The 17,833-nt window shown below is 57.3% G+C and carries 15 protein-coding genes and 1 tRNA gene; 9 read left to right on the top strand and 7 right to left on the bottom strand.

The features are described from left to right. The first annotated feature begins 164 nt into the window (after window positions 1-164). From raiA to cysK, 6 genes are all read left to right on the top strand, one after another. On the top strand, window positions 165-731 hold the full coding sequence (gene raiA / locus SVU69_12765; GenBank protein ID MDY6943868.1) for a ribosome-associated translation inhibitor RaiA: 567 nt from the start codon (window positions 165-167) through the stop codon (window positions 729-731). Between the two features lie 30 nt (window positions 732-761). Beyond that, window positions 762-1,817: an RNA 3'-terminal phosphate cyclase gene (gene rtcA / locus SVU69_12760; protein ID MDY6943867.1), complete on the top strand. Its 1,056-nt coding sequence runs from the start codon at window positions 762-764 to the stop codon at window positions 1,815-1,817. 76 nt (window positions 1,818-1,893) lie between these two features. Continuing rightward, on the top strand, window positions 1,894-2,397 hold the full coding sequence (locus tag SVU69_12755; protein ID MDY6943866.1) for a BCAM0308 family protein: 504 nt from the start codon (window positions 1,894-1,896) through the stop codon (window positions 2,395-2,397). Window positions 2,398-2,798: 401 nt separating this feature from the next. Continuing rightward, window positions 2,799-3,452, top strand: a complete 654-nt coding sequence (locus SVU69_12750; protein MDY6943865.1) for an START domain-containing protein — start codon at window positions 2,799-2,801, stop codon at window positions 3,450-3,452. A 387-nt stretch (window positions 3,453-3,839) separates the two neighbouring features. After that, window positions 3,840-7,961 (top strand): EAL domain-containing protein, encoded by a 4,122-nt coding sequence (locus SVU69_12745; GenBank protein MDY6943864.1) that lies wholly within the window; start codon window positions 3,840-3,842, stop codon window positions 7,959-7,961. A 208-nt stretch (window positions 7,962-8,169) separates the two neighbouring features. Continuing rightward, a complete protein-coding gene (cysK, locus tag SVU69_12740; GenBank protein MDY6943863.1) occupies window positions 8,170-9,078 on the top strand; it encodes a cysteine synthase A in 909 nt (302 codons plus the stop codon). A gap of 681 nt (window positions 9,079-9,759) precedes the next feature. Here the strand turns inward: cysK and SVU69_12735 are convergent. The 7 genes from SVU69_12735 to thiO all read right to left on the bottom strand — a co-directional run bounded on the left by SVU69_12735 (window position 9,760) and on the right by thiO (window position 15,557). Next, window positions 9,760-10,938 (bottom strand): alpha/beta hydrolase, encoded by a 1,179-nt coding sequence (locus SVU69_12735; protein MDY6943862.1) that lies wholly within the window; start codon window positions 10,936-10,938, stop codon window positions 9,760-9,762. Continuing rightward, complete coding sequence (locus SVU69_12730; protein MDY6943861.1) at window positions 10,935-11,315, bottom strand: DUF6763 family protein; 381 nt, start codon at window positions 11,313-11,315, stop codon at window positions 10,935-10,937. Before SVU69_12730 ends, SVU69_12735 begins: the two co-directional genes overlap by 4 nt. Window positions 11,316-11,854: 539 nt before the next feature. After that, the gene (locus SVU69_12725; GenBank protein MDY6943860.1) at window positions 11,855-13,102 is read right to left on the bottom strand and encodes an AMP-binding protein; all 1,248 of its coding nucleotides are present in this window, start codon (window positions 13,100-13,102) and stop codon (window positions 11,855-11,857) included. A gap of 195 nt (window positions 13,103-13,297) precedes the next feature. Continuing rightward, window positions 13,298-13,582, bottom strand: a complete 285-nt coding sequence (locus tag SVU69_12720; protein MDY6943859.1) for an AMP-binding protein — start codon at window positions 13,580-13,582, stop codon at window positions 13,298-13,300. Between the two features lie 244 nt (window positions 13,583-13,826). Further along, window positions 13,827-13,902 (bottom strand) — tRNA-Thr (locus tag SVU69_12715). A gap of 84 nt (window positions 13,903-13,986) precedes the next feature. Next, on the bottom strand, window positions 13,987-14,391 hold the full coding sequence (locus tag SVU69_12710) for a Fur family transcriptional regulator (protein MDY6943858.1): 405 nt from the start codon (window positions 14,389-14,391) through the stop codon (window positions 13,987-13,989). Between the two features lie 56 nt (window positions 14,392-14,447). After that, window positions 14,448-15,557: a glycine oxidase ThiO gene (thiO, locus tag SVU69_12705; GenBank protein MDY6943857.1), complete on the bottom strand. Its 1,110-nt coding sequence runs from the start codon at window positions 15,555-15,557 to the stop codon at window positions 14,448-14,450. 176 nt (window positions 15,558-15,733) lie between these two features. On the opposite strand from thiO, the gene SVU69_12700 reads away from it, so the two are divergent. The 3 genes from SVU69_12700 to SVU69_12690 form a co-directional block, all read left to right on the top strand. Beyond that, complete coding sequence (locus SVU69_12700; protein ID MDY6943856.1) at window positions 15,734-16,309, top strand: GspH/FimT family pseudopilin; 576 nt, start codon at window positions 15,734-15,736, stop codon at window positions 16,307-16,309. Further along, complete coding sequence (gene pilV / locus SVU69_12695) at window positions 16,300-16,782, top strand: type IV pilus modification protein PilV (GenBank protein MDY6943855.1); 483 nt, start codon at window positions 16,300-16,302, stop codon at window positions 16,780-16,782. The genes SVU69_12700 and pilV overlap by 10 nt, the downstream gene beginning before the upstream one ends. Window positions 16,783-16,793: 11 nt before the next feature. Beyond that, window positions 16,794-17,833 (top strand): PilW family protein (locus tag SVU69_12690; GenBank protein MDY6943854.1); only part of this gene is annotated, 1,040 nt, incomplete at its 3' end.

The raw sequence follows: 17,833 nt of genomic DNA, 5'->3' as shown, positions 1-17,833 counted from the left end.
GGCTGATCCCACGCGCCGCCCCCTCCGCCGAGGCCTACCAAGACCCGCCTAAACCACACCGACTATTGACCTGCGTCAGGTTCGAGGACCCACATCGAACCCTATGCTCTTGCACAGAAGGGATTTCAACTAAATCCCATTGAAGAGACACCATGGGGTTTACCATGCAATCCGAACTACAAATTTCTTATCGCGACATCACGCCATCACCGGCCATTCAGGCTGCGGTGCAAGCCAAGATCGATAAATTGGAACGATTATTCGACGGAATTATTGGCTGCCGAGTGATGATCGAGGCGCCACATCAGCACCATCACAAGGGCAAGATTTACCACATCCGCATCGACCTCACAGTTCCCGGTGCCGAGTTGGTGGTCAATCGCGATCCCGGCGCACATCACGCCCACGAGGACATCTACGTGGCGATTCGCGATGCCTTCAACGCCATGAATCGCCAATTGGAAGACTACGCGCGCAAGCTACGGGGCAAAGTCAAAACCCACGAAGTACCGCCCCACGGCCGGATTATCGCGCTCTATCCGGAACTCGACTACGGCCGCATCGAAACCCCGGATGGACGGGATATCTATTTTCATCGCAACAGCGTGCTCGAAGCCGACTTCGACACGCTGGAAACGGGAATGGAAGTCCGGTTTGCCGAAGCGCCGGGGGATGCCGGCCCGAAGGCCACCACGGTTCACTTGATCGGCAAACATCATCCAACCGCATAAAAGCCCACCACGGTGCTCCGAAAGAATGCTGTGACGGGTGCATCCCGAGTCATCGAGATCGATGGCAGCCACGGTGAGGGAGGCGGGCAACTCGTCCGCATGGCCGTCGCGCTGTCGGCGATAACGGGAACCCCAGTCCGTATACGGAATATCCGCGCCCGACGCCATCCGCCCGGCTTGTCGGCCCAACACTTGACGGCCATCCGGGCGGTGGCGACGCTCAGTGACGGACAACTGCTGGGCGATGCACTCCGCGCCTCGGAAATCACATTTTTCCCCGGCGATTTGCGTGCCGGAAGCTTCAGTTTCGACGTGACCACTGCCGGCAGTATCGCCTTGGTGCTGCAAGCGGTTTTGCCGGTGGCGGTGCGAGCACCCGGTCCGACCCAGATCACAGTGACCGGCGGCACCGACGTGCGCGGCGCGCCGCCGATAGACTACCTCATCCACGTAATACTCCCCTGGCTAAGGCGATTGAATGTCGAAGCCGACATTCGAGTTCAGCGCCGGGGCTACTACCCCCGGGGCGGCGGACTGGTCACCGTCGAAGTCACACCTGCCGATTGCCTCTACCCCTTGAACCTCGAATCCACCGGACCTTTGCTCGAGATCTTCGGCGCCATTCATGCATCTAACCTCCCCGCTCACATCCCGCAACGCATGGCTACGGCAGCACGGGATTGTTTTCCCGCCGGTACGCCGATTCACTTCCACACGCGCATGCTCGGCCCCGGCGATGCCGTGGGGACGGGAGGTGCATTGGTAATTTGGGCACGAACCGAATCCACCCTTCTCGGTGCCGCGACGGTGGCACAACGAGGCATCCCATCCGAGCAGTTGGGGGATGAGACCGGCCGTGCGTTGGCGAGCGAACTGGCAGCGGGTGCCACGTTGGATGTCCATGCCGCCGACCAACTGGCGGTCTACATGGCCTTGGCCGAGGCACCGTCGACCTTCTGGGTAAGGGAGGTTTCCTCCCACTTGCAGACCCTGTTGTGGTTGCTGAACAAGATACGGAAAGTCGAAAGCCACATCGCACAGCGAGGCAATCGATACCACATAGAGATACGAGCTTCGGAAGTTTGAGACAAGTCAAAAGCCCGCCTGAAAGTCGCGCTACCCTAAGACTAAAAGAAGATCAACTTGCATGGAGTGCGTTGCGATGACCGGCCCAAACAAACCAAAAGACTACCTGCACCAGGGAAGACACGACCGATTCATCAAGGAATGGGTGCACGACCCGTACAAATCAAAATCCAAACTGCCGGAGCCCACTGCCTGCCCGGCGTGCCACGCTGTCTACCACAAAGGTCGGTGGCAATGGCTTGATACACCACCGGATGCGCAGGAGCAGCTTTGCCCCGCGTGTCTTCGGGTCCGCGACGGCATTCCGGCGGGTTTTCTGGATATCACCGGTGACTTTCTCAAATCGCACCGGGAAGAAATCCTCAATCTCATCCACAACACCGAGGCGCAAGAGAAAAAAGAACGCCCGCTGGAGCGGATCATGGCCCTGGAAGAAACCGAGGGAAAGTTACACTTAAGCCTCACCAGTCCGCACATCACCCGTGGGCTGGGAGAAGCGCTTCATCACGCTTACCAAGGTACATTGGACTTCCATTACGAAGAAGAAGACATCCTGCTGCGGGTCCACTGGTCACGCTGATTCCGCCTGCGGAAAACTCTTGCCTTATCTTGGGACGATGGACCGGCGACGGCCCCCCCCGGGCGACCCCGATATCTGGTGGGCTCTCGTCGGTAGAACGCGTTGCTTAACCCATTGCCGCTGACCACTGATAGGGCTCGACCGCCACGTCGGCACCGGAACGCTTCCATTGTCGGCATCCACTCCCGTAGTCCCGCCAATCGCTAATTGTGACCGCCACCAACTATAGTAATAGTCAATATTATGACCGCCCCTCCCGGCCGGAAACCCGCATTTATACTGACAGAGAATTGCAATACACCACGATGTCTCATTAACATAGCCAATGAGAAACAACCCCGTCGGTTTTGATATACGGTATGTTCCAGGGGAAACAAGCATACCGTGGAGGAGGCATCTGAATGGTAATGCGACGGCTTAAACTGGCCGCAACAGGCTTGATGGCTATTCTGCTCGTTGGCACGCCGGCCATCGCGTCGGATAACTGGACGCTGGGTAAAGACGAAGACGGAATTCGTGTTTACAGCCGCGTTCCGGAGACAGTCAATCAGACGGCTCGGGAAATCCGGGCAGTTGTGGAAGTCGATGCAACGCCGGAAGCCCTCCTGTCATTGGTTCTGGACTATCCGGCGGCTCCTGAGTGGCGGCAGTCCATCAAAGAAATGACGATGTACGAACGTATCGACGACACCAACTGGTTCATCAGAGTCGTCACCGACCTTCCCTGGCCGCTCTCGGACCGCGAGATGGTAATTAAAGTCGAACTGCAACGTGATGCGGAAACCGGCACGATCATCTACGCCTTTCATGGTGCGGGGGAATTCGCCGAGACCGAAGAACAGCGCCAGGAAATCGAAAGTTTAGTGGGCTATTTTCAATTCACGCCCAAAGAAAACGGGCGAACCGAAGCCACATACCAGAGCGTGTTCGCCTCACCGCTGCCGGTACCGGGATGGGTCATCGACCGAATGATCTACTCGTTCCCGTACAATCAAATGTCAGAAATGCGAAACAGATCATCCGACAAGAAATATTCCCAGGCATCGATACCCTAAGCGGGCTGGTAAATTCTTCACGTATTTTTGCAAACACTGACATGGCGCCAAACCCGGTTCGGCCTGATCGAACCGGGTTTTCTGTTTTTATGATCGTTCGTCATCCCACCCTGCCATATTCCTGGCCGCGCACCAGGCACGCCTGAAACGCATCGAAGCCCAATACCTTTCAACACGAAATTGATTAAGTGATGCTATCTAATCGATGACAGAATTTTTACTTTCATATCAATGTTCAGCTATTTTATACAGTAGAAGTAATTAACACCCTTCCGCTGCGAGATCGTGTTTCGCTACGACAAGTCTCAGATCTAATCGGTATCAGCGAACGGGTTGTCTTGGACCGTTCACAACAGGCGGTGAATATCACACGAGGTGGCGACAACGGTGGAGCAACTTACAGTTGGCGACCGGCTGACATCAGCGACCGCAACCCCCGCACTCGCGATCCTTCCCAGCCCGACGCTGGTGCGAAACGTCTACTTGTGGGTGGCCCTTTTCGTCACCCTCCTGCTCGGTGCGCTGGCCTACTGGTATTGGGCGAATGGCCAAGCCGCCCATATCGATCGCGTAAGCAACGAGTTTCACTTTCAGAGCATTTTTCTTTTAACCCAAGTCGAGCACGAAGTTCACAAAGCGCTGACCCACACAAAATCTGACAGCCCCCACCATCATCGGTCGGATCAGGCCGTCTCCGATCCGGTTGGTATGGAGGATCATTATCGGATAATGGAACAACAACTTGATCAGCTCACACGTCTATCCAAAGACTTCGAAACCACCGTGCCGTCGACGCCCATGTATTCGGCATTTCTTCGATCCGCGCACGCTCAGCTGATCACATTTTCAGAGGCCATTTTTGTAGCCCCGGGGCAGCGTTCCTCTCCGGCCATCACCGATTCGCTGGACGATTTAGAACGCACCATCGTACGTCTCAAGGATCTGCATCTGGATGCCCGTGAATCCGGAATTCGGGAATCAGGCGCGATTCAAGCCCGAAGCACAAGGGCACTGGGGTGGATCATGGTGTTGTCGCTGATCCTGGGAGCGGTCATAGCTCGCCGCTCGATCATACGATTGAATCGGATTCTCACCGAACAGTCCCGGGTCGAAATCAATCTGCGCGAGGAAATCACACGCCGATCACGAGCCGAGACGGATCTATTGGCCCGTCTTCGCTTGGAACAACTCATCGCAACCATTTCCACTCAACTGACCGATCACACAGGAGAAAACCCCAGCGATCAAAGCATCCAAGAGTGCTTGGCGAGCATGGGCACCTACAGCGCGGCCGACCGGGTTTGCCTGTATCAATTCTGTCGCATCAGGCCGGCATCGGACCAAACACACCTGTGGCGTGCAGGCGAGAGGAAAAAAGAAACCCGCGCCGTCCGTTTTCGGCGCGAAGACCTGGAATGGCTCATTGTAAGAATGGGTGAAGAACAAACCGTTCAAATCAATATTCCGGACGACCTCCCACCGGAGGCCGATATCGTAAAAAACCAACTCGCCGAAGAAGCTTGTCAATCTCTCCTGTGTGCACCCCTGTGGTGGAACGGCACAGTCCAGGGGCTGATTTGGTGGGAAACCCGAACGCCATCGAGGGCCTGGCAAGCCTCAGATACTTTGGCTTTGACAGAGTGTGCGTTCGCACTCTCCCACGCATTGGCTCGCCGACAAACGGAGCAGGAACTGAGAGAAAGCCGACGTCGGCTGGAAGAAGCTCAAAGGGTAGGCAATATCGGCACGTGGGAACTGGACTTGGAAACCGACGTTTTGAACCTCTCTTCCGAATGCTATCGGATCTTTGAAGTTGACTCATCGGAAATTGAACACACCAAGAAAGGCTTTTTGAACACACTCTATCCGAGCGACCGAAAACGAGTCGCTCATGCGTTGTCACGTGCAATCCGACTCGGGGAGGCGGTGGATCTGACACTCAGGATTCTAATGCCGGACGAACGCACCAAGCATATCCGGCTGCGTTTCGAGGCCCATCGGCTCGACGGTGAAAGAAGACCGTGTTTGATCGGCACAATGGTGGATATGACCGAACAGCAGCGCGCCAAACTGGCGTTGAAAGAGAGCGAGGCGCGCTATCGGGCCATTTTCTCCTCAGCAGCTGAGGGCATTTGTCTGTTCGACGGACAAGGAACCATTCGGGAAGTCAACCCAGCTTATCAACAGATGATGGGCTACACGCGAGATGAGTTGATCGGGACGAACCTTTCCCGTTTGATTCACCCGGACCACCGCCACCAACTACCGGATTTTTTCGTCAAAGCGGGATCGAATAGCGTGGCCACCACAGAAGGCATGAACGTCACCAAAGACGGCCGGTTTATCCATGTGGAAGTTCGCGGATCACGATGTATCTACCAAGGCAAAGAGGCCGTCGTGGCGGTGATTAGAGACGTCACGGAACAAGCCAAGGCCGAATCAGCACTGCGGTCCAGTGAGGAAAAATATCGGCAGTTGGTGGAACTGGCGCAGGAAGGAATTTGGCGTATCGATGCAGATGGCTCCACTTTGTATGCCAATCCGGCCATCGCTCGAATGCTGGGCTGCACTCCGGATGAAATGATCGGCCAACCGGTTTACGCGTTTATGGACCCGAAAACAGCGGAGGATACCCGCCATCTACTGGATCGCCGCCGACGTGGCATCACGGAACAACACGAAACGGAACTGATTCGCAAAGACGGCAAGCGCGTCTACGCGACGGTCGGCGCCACGCCCGTATTCGACAGCTCGGGCAAATATACCGGCGCATTGGCCGGTTTAATGGACATTACGGAGCGAAGACGAGCGGAAGACGAGCTACGCCGATCCGCCATTGTGTTTGAAAACACGCGGGATGGAATCATCGTCACCGACGCAGAAAGCCGCATTGTGGCCACCAATAAGGCGTTCACCGACATTACCGGATTCGAGCAGCGTGAGGCGCTGGGAAAAAATCCCAGCATTCTTCAGAGCGGTCGGCACAACGCCGATTTCTACGCTGCCTTATGGCAACACCTGAAGGAGACCGGTAGCTGGCAGGGAGAGCTCTGGGATCAACGGAAAAACGGCGAGTTTTATCCATCTTGGACCAGTATCAGCGTCGTGACCGACGAAGCCGATCAGGTGTGCAATTACATCGCCGTTTTTTCCGACATCAGCCGTATCAAGCAGTCCGAAGCACAATTAGAACATTTGGCCCACTACGATCCGTTGACCGAGCTGCCAAACCGGCTCTTGCTGCAATCGCGCCTCGCCCATGCGTTGGAACGGGCGGCCCGGCACGGACACCGGGCAGGTTTGTTGTTTCTGGATCTGGACCGATTCAAAAACGTCAATGACAGCCTGGGCCACCCGACTGGGGATCAACTACTACAGGCGATCGCCCGACGGCTATCATGCCGAATTCGCAAAGAAGACACCCTGGCGCGGTGGGGCGGCGATGAATTCGTGGTCCTGCTGGAATCGGTACAAAACGCGAGGGATGCGGCGTCCCTCGCCGAAGAACTCATTGGACAAATGAAGGTTCCTTTCGAGTTACACGAGGGCAACGACATCTATATCGGCCTCAGCGTCGGGATCAGCCTCTACCCCGAAAACGGTAGCGATGGGGTTCAGCTGATCCAAAATGCCGATGCGGCGATGTACAAAGCCAAGGAGCAAGGCCGCAACACCTATCGGTTTTATACCGAAGAACTCACCGTCGAGGCGAATAACCGGCTGGTCATGGAAAACCGCTTGCGCAAAGCTGTGGAACGCGGCGAATTCACCTTGTACTACCAACCTCAACTGAATGTTCAAACGGGAAAGATTATTGGCGCCGAAGCACTGATTCGATGGCAGCATCCCGAACAAGGGCTGATCCCACCCGATGTATTCATTCCCGTCGCCGAAGAAACCGGACTGATCAATGGCCTGGGAGACTGGGTGATAAGAACTGTCTGCGCCCAAATACGACAATGGGAACGCGCCGGCCTGGACCCGGCGTTCAGTGTCTCGGTCAATTTATCCACCCGGCAGTTCGCCCAACCGAGTCTGGCCAGAAAGATCCGCGATATCCTACGCGAAACCGGGATCAAACCTGAACGGCTCCATCTCGAAATCACCGAAAGTGCCATCATGACGCACGGTCAATCGGCGGACGACAGCCTCCACACCTTAAAAGACCTGGGCGTTTCGATCGCTATCGATGATTTTGGCACGGGCTATTCCTCGCTGGCCTACTTAAAGCGATTTGCCATCGACACCCTGAAGATCGACCAAAGCTTTGTCCGCGACATCCCGCACGATTCCAGCGATGTGGAAATCGCGGCCACCATTATCGCCATGGCTCGCAACCTAGGCCTGAACGTGATCGCCGAGGGCGTTGAAACCACCGCACAGCTGGAGTTTCTCCGAATCCGGGGTTGTGACGCCTATCAAGGTTACTTAGACAGCCCACCGCTGCCGGTGAAGCAATTCACCGATTCCTGGCTGTACTGGAAGACCGCGACGCCCCACCTGCACTGAATCGAATGTCGAGTTGTTGAGGCGCCGACCCGGCTCGGTCATGCCGTAAGCCGCAACACGATGATCCGCATCTTGATCTTTCAGACGTGCTGTTGTCTGATTTCGATTCGCCTGTCGCATCAAAGCTCATCGGACAATGCACTTCGCCGGCGTATTGGGCCGTTGCAACCACAAAGCACCTATCCAAATGATGGCACGAGGAGTACCCATGGAATCGTTTGAATTTGAGACACTGATCGGCGAAACGCCGCTGGTGAAGCTTCGCCGCCTGCCGGACGAACCCAGCGCCGACGTCCTGGTCAAGGTGGAATCCCGCAATCCCGGCTTTTCCGTCAAAGATCGAATCGGACTGGCCATGATCCAGGACGCCGAACAAAGCGGTCAACTCAAATCGGGCGGCACCCTCATCGAGCCTACGTCCGGCAATACCGGAATCGCCCTGGCCATGCTCGCCGCTCGCCGCGGTTACCGATGCATCCTCACCATGCCGGAGACCATGTCCGTCGAACGGCGTCAACTGTTAACACTCCTGGGCGCGGAAATTGTGCTGACGCCGGGTCCTGAAGCCATGGGCGGCGCGATTGCGAAAGCCAACGAGCTGCAAAACGACATACCGGGCGCTTTCCAACCGCAACAGTTTGAAAACCCAGCCAACCCGCGGATTCATTTCTCCACCACCGGCCCGGAGATTTGGAATCAAACCCAGGGCCAGGTCGATGCTTTCGTTTGCGGCGTCGGAACCGGCGGCACCATCACGGGCGTGGCGGAGTACATCAAACCAAAAAAAGCGACATTTCAAGCCATTGCGGTTGAACCCACCGAGTCACCGGTGATTTCCGGCGGTCAGAAGGGTCCGCACAAAATACAGGGTATCGGCGCCGGATTCATTCCAGGCAATCTGAATACCGCGTTGTTGGACGGCGTGGAAAAAGTCACGACCGAGGAAGCGTTCGCCATGCGATCCCGGCTGATTCGGGAAGAAGGCATACTCGGTGGCATCTCCTCCGGTGCCAGTGTCGCCGCTGCGCTCCGGCTAGCTAAAACCCTCGGACCCGGCAAAACCGTCGTCACCATTATTCACGACACGGGCGAGCGTTACCTCAGCATGTCGGCATAGTACAACCAAACGTAGCCACCACCTGGAGTTTGGACGAGCGATCGCTGCCCGGACCGCCATTCCTCTCCTGCACGAACTCGGTCCCGTCCCGTTCTCAGCAGAACTTTGCGATCACCTCAGTCGCAGACAGAACGCCAGCGCGCCGGGCTGGACAACGAACCGACGGCCCCTGCGTGTGCACTGGTAAAGATCAATGCACACGCACCAGACCCCAACTACTCTGGTCTCCGTTTCGTGTTATCTATGGATTATCTACGGAGGTTTGGCAATGCTACCTTGATTCGTGATATTTGTTGTCGTGTTCTTGGGCGGCGGCCTCATGGCGTATCGTCACACACAAGGCCGCGAAGTCCCCATCGCCATGGGCCAGGCCCATGGGGGTACTGCCATTGTCGGCCTCGTCGCACTCTATCTGGCGGTGGATAAAACCCAATCCCTCGCCGCCTGGGCCGCGCTCGGGCTCTACCTACACTGGCCGCCACGGGCGGATGCGCCTTGTTTGTCACAACGCGTGCCATGGGGCGACCCGTCTCCTTGTCCATGGTCTACACACACGGCAGGGTCGCCATTCTGGGCTGCTCCGCCATCACTGTTGCGGTGTGGGCCGCCTTGTAGAAGGGACACCGATGGCCGAACGATCGTCGCAGGCCCGGTGGCGTTTCGCAGATTGGGAGCGGAACGTCACGATCCCGCGGTCCGTCGTTGCATCAGCACTTCCCGCGTCGCCCGCCACCAACGCCACAGATCGATCGTACCCGGATCGACATCCACGTGGCTCAAACCACTCAATACGTAGAGGCTTGCTCTATCCGGACCCAGCGCGTGAGCAAACGCCACACTCTCCGTATAGGGAATGAGCGGATCGTCTCTACCGTGAATCAACAAAACCTGCGCATTAAGTGACGTTAGATCTTGGCGTGACAGGTCGAGGGCTTCGATGTCACGCCGAACGGCTGCCGGCAACGCGGCGACCAGCCCCGGCACCAACTCCGGATCGCGATTATCCACCAAGGCATAAACGGCCCACCCTTGTGGCCCCAAACGGCCGACGAGATCCGCCACGTCGGCCTCTGGATGCTCTTGGCTACGCGCAATCAACTCGGCCAGGGCAGGACGCTCCGCTGGCGCCAACCGGTCCAAATTGCTCGCCAGAAACACCCATCGACCATGCGCCTCGGCCGGCCGATACTGCCATCGCCCCCCAACGCGATAGTGTCCGGTGGTGATATAGGTGATCGCCTGCACTAAGTCGTAATAGCCGCCGATGGCGAAGATAAATTCTACTTCGGCGCGGATGTCCTGGCGCATGGCTGCGAGCACTGCCGGCCCCACCGCATAACTGAACGCCCCGATGCCCACAGAGATCTCTCCAGCGGTCGCCCCAGGCAGCGACGGCAAGCGGTCACGCAACTCACTCACCGCATCCGCGATCGCGTCGACGTCCTGCGGCCTGACTTTCAACGCCCTCATGTTTGCGATATCCGGTACCAGGACAAGAAAGTTCGCCCGGGCCAAGGTCGTGGCGAAAGCGACCAGCCGGGGGTCGTTTTTGCCACTCGGCACGGCACCGGGCACAAGCACGATCGCGGCGCCGATGGTATCTCCGCCCCGGTAGATATCCCCCACGTAGCTTGTGTCAGAACCGCTGAATTGAACCTCTTCGCACGAAACGGACGGACGCAGTCGCTTCAGCAATGTTTTTTCATCGCCCGTACCCACCGCGATGTCCTGCATGACCAACAGGCTCTCGACCGGGCCGGGCATTGAACATCCCAGCAACCCGACGACAGCAATGAGGATGAAAAGCCAGCGGCCGGGTAATGCTTCCGGTCTCACCAACCCCAAATCAGGGACGGTCAACTTTCTTCCCAGGGTTCTTCCAGCGTAGGGCCTTGTTCCATGAATTCCTGTTCATCCGCTCGTTCAGATTCTTCCTCGACCAAATCCGTTGGATCCGGCACCGGCCGACGCCGCAGCCAGTCGGGCCCCATGGCTGTTTCGCTGTAGCTGAGATCATCTCGCTCCAAGGCATCGACCGGTCCAGTCCAGTCCTCGGGCGGCTCACAAAGCTCAAGGTCGAGTTCGTACCAATCCCGCATGGACAACTGATCCAGGGTGCCATCGAAGTACTCGACTTCGATGAGGCTCTCGTCATCATCAACGACGACGACATAAAAAGGATTGGCACCACCGCTCTGGTCGTACCAATTGCCAACGATCGGATCCAGTTCGGTCATCGCTTTGCCCTCCGCAATTTCAAGACGATATCACCTGTTTATCCGCAATCCTGTTTGAGGCTCCTAGCCACCATGGCCCGCGAATCACCAACCGCGCAGTGCGAACGGGGGGCAGCCCGGACCGCCTGTTTTATCTAAGCCGCCGAACGGCATAAAGCAAGATTCAATTCAATCAACGGCCTCGGCGTCACGAAGCCACCTCGATGCGGTTTACCACCTCTCTGACGCCATTGACGTACCACGCATCCAAGCATTCCATAGGGTGGACTCGGTGACAGCGAACAGAGTTCTGCGCGAGATGCGGCCTGTGCGGGGCACAGCCGATCCGGCGCCATTGACTGTCGTGCAGCCAATGGCCGGGTAGCTGGACATCAACCTACATCTTAGGAACCGTAAGCGCCTTGTGTCCGTCCGCCTGGAGGTCAGGAAGATCCCGGCTACGAGACCCGCACAAATCGCCAAACCTAACGATCACACGCTTGCGCGGAACGCCGATCACACGGGTATCGATAGGGCCCCCGCCACCCGTCGAGAATGGCTCACGGCACAGAGACTTCCGCCGATGCCTCTTGTTCGCGTGACGCCGCCTGGTCTTCGCGTTCTTTTACCTGCTTTGCCAAATCCCTGAGCCCCTTATAATGCGCCTTGCCGATCAAGGTCGTGGGAAACTCATCGACGAAGATCACCTTTCTCGGCCTTTTATAGCCCGCGATTTTGTCTTGGCAGAACGTCATCACCTGCTCGGCTGTCAGCTTCACGCCATCGGCCGGTTTGATCACCGTAGCCACCAATTCGCCGTATTTCTCATCCGGCGTCGCCGTGACGCCCACCATTTCCACACCACTGAGTTTTTTGACAATGGACTCAACCTCATCGGGATAGACTTTTTCTCCGCCTGTGTTGATACACTCAGAGCCGCGCCCGACGAATGTGAACGTTTCCCCATCCTCGTCCAACCGGGCAAGATCACCGCTCATGAGCCATGTCTCGCCATTGAACTCGCGGATAAGCTTTTTGGTTTTCTCCGGATCTTTGTAGTACCCCTGCTGGGACGGCACCCGGGTTCGACGGGGCAATTCCCCGACCTCACCAGGTTTGACCGGCACGCCCGTTTCCGGGTCGATGATTTGGTTTCGGTCCGAAACCGGGAATGTCACCTTGTTAAAGACTGCATCTTTGGACGTGTAAACCTGGAACGAACTACCGGTAATTTCCGAGCCGTCCAACACGTCCACGAACGTCGTCTCAGGCAAGTGGGTCTTGAGCAGACGCTCTTTGACATCCGCCGAAGCAGGCATACCCACCGATCCGATCACGCCCAAATGCCGAACCGCGTCCGCACCCCTCTCGTCCAGCACCTGCAGCAAGGGCCGCAGAGTCGAATCCCCGATGGCCGCCAAAAAGTTGATTCTGTGGTCGCGGATGATCTCGTAAGCCTCAATGGGATCGTAGGTCTTTCCTTCCAGGAGATAGACTGTCCCACCCATCTTGGTTAAAGCATGACTCACGCCCCATCCCACCGAATGCATCATGGGACTGACGACCAAGGCACGTACCCGTCCCTGCACCCGCCGCGGCAACATACTGTTATTGAACAACGGCGCATGCTCGGCCGGCCATTGCAACACACGCGTCGTGGTGGCTGCAGCGAGTAAGCAGCGCCCCTTGACGTTGTCCAGCAGCCCACCGCCCGGCAAGCCCCGAAGGCTGGATGATTCAAGCTTGGAAGCTTGGCGTAACAGCTTGGGGAGAAAGCTACTTAATCCCTCTACCGCCGTTTTCAGCATGGCTTTTTCGCAGTAGGAGATCTCTTTCGGCAGACCGGTGGTTCCCCCCGTATAAATGTTGTACCCCGTGTCGTCGTTGCCCTGCTCCGCCCAAAGCAATCGCGGTTTAAAGACGGGCTGGCGAGATACCCACTGCTAGAAGTTATAAATATGCTGATCCGGCTGAGACGGCGTTTCACCGACCACCAGGATGAATCAGAGTTTGGGGAGATCCCCTCGTATCCGGAGAAATGTCTCGAGAAAGGCGCCTTTCCACCCGCCATAGGGACATTGAACAAACTCAATACAGTTGGTCAGCGCCAAGGCAATCCGCTCGCCGCGACGCACCCCCAACTCCAGGTAGGCATGGCCCACCTGGTTGGCACGCCTGTCCAAATCCAGATACGTCTGCAACCGTCTGCCTTGCACCAGCGCCAAGGCGCCGGGAATGGCTTTGGCATTCCGCTCCAACGCATCCACGAACGTGTAGTTTCCGGCCATAGGTCTCCCTCCCCCAGCCCGATCATCGATCATCCAACGACCTTCACAATTGAACGATCGTTCATTGACAAATAAATATGCGGAACAGTCCGTTTTCAAGAAAACGGACCGCGGCCATCAAGCCACCGAGGTGAGAAGCGAATTCGACAGAAGCGGATTTAGCGAATGCGGCGAAAACCCCACGCAAAGGGGGTAGAGTTGCGGATGTATGGCGGGGAAAGCGGCAAACCGCCAAGATCGTAGATGGTGCCGGAGAGAGGAATCGAACCCCCGACCTACTGATTACGAATCAGTTGCTCTACCGACTGAGCTACTCCGGCATGGGTCAATTTTAAGCGCGGGAGTATACCACGGTACTACCGCCTCGCATCATTTCGAAAAACAAAGAGCGACCGCTGCTGATCTCAGTCCGACGACTCTCGCACCCGGATGATGACATCAACACCTTCCGGGTGGGTTCCGGGCGGCACGTCGGGCAGTGTATCGAACTGAATCGCCTCGGCCGGAATATCGGACAGTTGTCCCGTGTCAACATTGTAGAAGTGATGGTGCGGATGGGTGTTGGAGTCGTAGATGACCCGGTTGGAATCGACCCGAACTTCGCGCAGCAGACCCCGCTGAGCGAACAAATTCAGCGTGTTGTAAACGGTCGCCTTGGAGATACGTTCGCCGGCATGAATCAACTGGGACAAGATGTCTTCCGCCGTCGCATGTTGGGGCGAACTCAATAGAATGCGGGCCATGGCTAAGCGCTGACGGGTCGGCGCGACACCCAGCTCACGGAACGTCTGCTCGATATTCAAGTTCATGGTCATTGGCAACGCGGAAACATGCCGTGCATTTTTAACCGAAAAGAGACTCATTTTCAATTAGAACGCTCCAACGAACGGCCTGGAGTAGCGAACCGAAATGGCGAACGGTCCATTGCCGCCGGTCGGTCAAGTATCTCAGCCACCAACAAACGGGCCGACGCAGGCGCCAAAAGCACGCCATTTCGGTAGTGGCCAACGTTCAAATACAAACCGGTCACCGCCGGATGAACCCCGATAAACGGTAGCCCCTCGAAGGCGGCTGGCCTGAGTCCAGACCAATGTGCTTCGATGGGTACGTCATCCAATACCGGCAGGATGCTCACGGCCGCTCGGTGGAGTTCTGCGCGAGCTTGCGGTGTGACGGATTTGTCAAAGCCCACATCTTCGACCGTGCTGCCGAATAAGATACGACCGTCTCGGCGCGGAATGGCATACCGCCCCTCGCGCATCACAATCCGGTGCAGGAGCCCGGGCCGGGCATGATACAGCAGCATCTGGCCTCTGACCGGCTTGACCGGCAGCGACGGGGTAACACCGTTTAGAACATCGGCGCTCCAGGCCCCGGCAGCCAAAACCACGGGCCCATCGAGTTCGTAGGTACCACTCGAACATTCAATGGCCGTTGCCCGGCCGTTCTCGGTCACCAATCGGGTGACCGCTTGGTGCTCGTGTATGGCGACTGATCGATCTCGCAGAAAGCGCGCCAATGCCGCAACCAACCGCGGATTGCGAACCTGGGCGACATGGGGCAACAAAATGCCCGAAGACTCTTGCGGGCGAAGCTCGGGCTCCAAACGATCGAGTTCGGCGGCCGACAGGACTTGAACCTCGCTACCGGTTTGCTCGGCCCATGCCAGTGCCATGCTTTCTTGGTCGGGTTCGAGCAACAAAAAACCCGACCGTGTCCATTCGGGATCAATCCCCGTGCTCGAAGCGAGACCCGCACACAAGTCTGGATAGATCTCAGCGCTGTGCCGAGCCAAAATCTGAACGGCACCGGGATCTTTCCAGGGATACAACGCGGATAGGATGCCGCCGCCTGCCCACGAGGACTCCTTCCCCACGTCGCCACGTTCGAAGATCCGAACCTCGCAACCCGCCTGCACCAACTCGTAGGCCGTCAGCAGCCCCACCAGTCCCCCGCCGATGATCGTTACCTGCATCTGTGACTACCCTGTTGCTTCGATCGTTTGCGCCGATAACCCCCCGTAACGAACTGACCGGCGATGTCAGCGGCGGTTTCGGTTGAGGCGCCGGACAGACGCCACTCATCGGCAGAAAACCGCAGTTCATCTGCTTTTACTTATCTATGTGAAATCCGCACGCTATAAATGAAACCATGATAACGAAAACCGACAGATCAAACACCGGTTTCACGCTCGTCGAGTTGATACTCACGCTGGCGATCGCATCGATCGTTATGGTAGCGGCCGCGCCGAGCATTCAAGTGCTGGTGCAAAACAATCGACTGACGGCTCAAACCAACGAACTGGTCGCCAGCCTAAATCTGGCCCGCAGCGAAGCGGTGAAACGCGCCAAGACTGTCACCGTCTGCAAAAGCGCCACGCTAACGAATTGCGATACCACCGGATCGGGTGATTGGGAAGTCGGCTGGATTGTTTTCGTTGACGACAACGGCGACGTGGACGTGGACACCGGCGACACCATCGTTCGAGTGGTCGACGGCTTGGCGGCGGGAAACTCACTTCGCTCGGCAAGCACGAACAATTCTCTGCAATACACCGGGGACGGCCGGGTCAACGGCGCTCAATCGTTCGCCCTATGCGACAGTCGCGGCGCCACCCATGCACGAGCCATAGTGCTCACGACAGTAGGTAGGACACGCCTGGGCGTCGACGGTGACGACAACGGGACGGTAGAAGACCTTTCGGGAGCCGACGTGACATGTCCGTGATATCTCGCCTACACAAGAAGGGGGAAACACCGCAACGGCAGCGCGGGTTTACCTTATTCGAGGTTCTTATCGCACTGCTGATCCTGTCCGTTGGCTTATTGGGCGTTGCCGGAATCCAATTGTTTGGTGTGCGCTTTCAGCAGAACGCCTATTTCCGCTCTCAGGCATCCGTGATCGCCTACGACATGATCGACCGTATTCGCGCCAACAGCGATGCGGCCGGAGATTACGTGATGGCCACCCCCCAATCGGCGAACAGTGCCTCGCCCGGTTGCACCGGCAGCGCTTGCACACCGTCGCAACTTGCCACGGCAGACATCACCGGTTGGCGAAACGCACTCATGCAGCTACCGGGCGCAACTGGTCAAGTTACCCAGGCGGGCAACGTGTATACCGTCCGCGTCGATTGGACCGAACGGGATGAAGACGGCACCGCCGCGCAAAGTGTCAGTGTCAACTTCAGGCTGAATTGAGGCTGAGAACCATGGCATACAAGAATACCAATTCGTCAGCTCGGAGCCTGCCGAGTCCGCATCCGCTGAAGCCGCAGGCCGGCCTGTCCATCATCGAAATCATGGTGGCCCTGCTGGTTAGCACGATTCTATTGGGTGGCGTGATTCAGATCTACGTGGGCAATCAACGCACCTCTCGCGTTGGAGACGGCTTGGCCCAACTCCAAGAAAGCGCCCGCTTCGCCGTCGATCAAATCAGCGAAGACATTCGAACCGCCGGTTACCTGGGTTGTGTCGACAGTCGAAAATCCGCCAACGTGGTGGCCAACGGCGTCGATGGCACCAATCCCGTCAACACGGCCATCCGTGGCTTCGTCGCCGATACGGATGGGGACCTCTCGCCGACGCCGCCGGCCACACTGACCACAACCACCAATTTACCGATCGCTAATAGCGATGTGGTGATGATTCAGCGGGCTTCCTCCGCCAGCATGCAGCTTTCCACCGCTATGACCAGCGAAACCGACCATGTCCGGGTCGGAACCAACAATCTCGGTGTGGGATCGGATCAGGTGTTGCTCATCTCCGATTGTGACCGGGCCGTTATCTTCAGAGTCACCGCAGAGCCCTACGACGACTCAGGCGATATCGTTTTCGAGCACGACGCCACCGGCAACTCCAGCAACTCCTTCGACGACGTGGCCTTCACCGACACCGACAACACATTCATCCGCCGCTTCATGGAATCCGCCTATTACGTCGGCGATACCGGCCGAACCAATAGTGCCGGCTCCGCCGTGCGGGCTCTGTATCGCTTGGGAATCGGCGGACAGGAAGAATTGGTTGAGGGCATCGAGCAAATCCGCGTGCTGTACGGCGAAACGGATGCATCCAACGGCAGTGTCCAATACCGACCTGCCGATTCGGCCGGCCTCTCGATGGCGGATGTGACGCGAGTCCAGATTGCGCTTTTAGTTAGCTCGACAGAACGCACACTCGATCAAAGCGATGATAACGATTACCAGATGCTCGATATCACCGTGCAACCAGCTGCCGACGGCGGTACCTACGC

The sequence above is a fragment of the Pseudomonadota bacterium genome, assembly GCA_034189865.1.
Classification (GTDB): domain Bacteria; phylum Pseudomonadota; class Gammaproteobacteria; order UBA5335; family UBA5335; genus JAXHTV01.
The sequence above is the reverse complement of the archived record's forward strand: the minus strand, read 5'-3'. Positions and strand labels throughout refer to the sequence as shown.